The following is a 288-nucleotide window of genomic DNA, read 5'->3' as shown; positions in this document are numbered from 1 at the left end:
GGCCGCGGGACGGTGTGGTCGGGGCGGGTGTCGGTGGGGTCGCACCCGTGGCTGGCCGACCATGCGGTGGGCGGCCAGGTGTGGGTGCCGGGTACGGCGCTTTTGGAGCTGGGCCTGCACGCGGCACTGCGGACCGCAAGCGCCGGCGTCGAGGAGTTGACGCTGCGGCAGCCGCTGGTGCTGCCCGAGCGCGGCGGGGTCGAGGTGCAGGTGGTGGTGGAGCCGGGTCCCCGTCCCGAGGTGGGGGTGTACTCGCGGTCGGCCGGCGACGAGCAGGCCGTATGGCAG

General features: G+C 75.7%; 1 protein-coding gene. It reads left to right on the top strand.

Annotated features, from left to right (window positions below; all coding sequences use genetic code 11):
- Positions 1–288: polyketide synthase dehydratase domain-containing protein (locus LP52_RS25390; RefSeq protein ID WP_040276954.1), on the top strand; the 288-nt coding region annotated here is incomplete at both ends.

Origin of the sequence: Streptomonospora alba (assembly GCF_000826685.1) — a bacterium.
GTDB lineage: Bacteria > Actinomycetota > Actinomycetes > Streptosporangiales > Streptosporangiaceae > Streptomonospora > Streptomonospora alba.
This window is presented reverse-complemented; position numbering and strand designations above follow the sequence as displayed.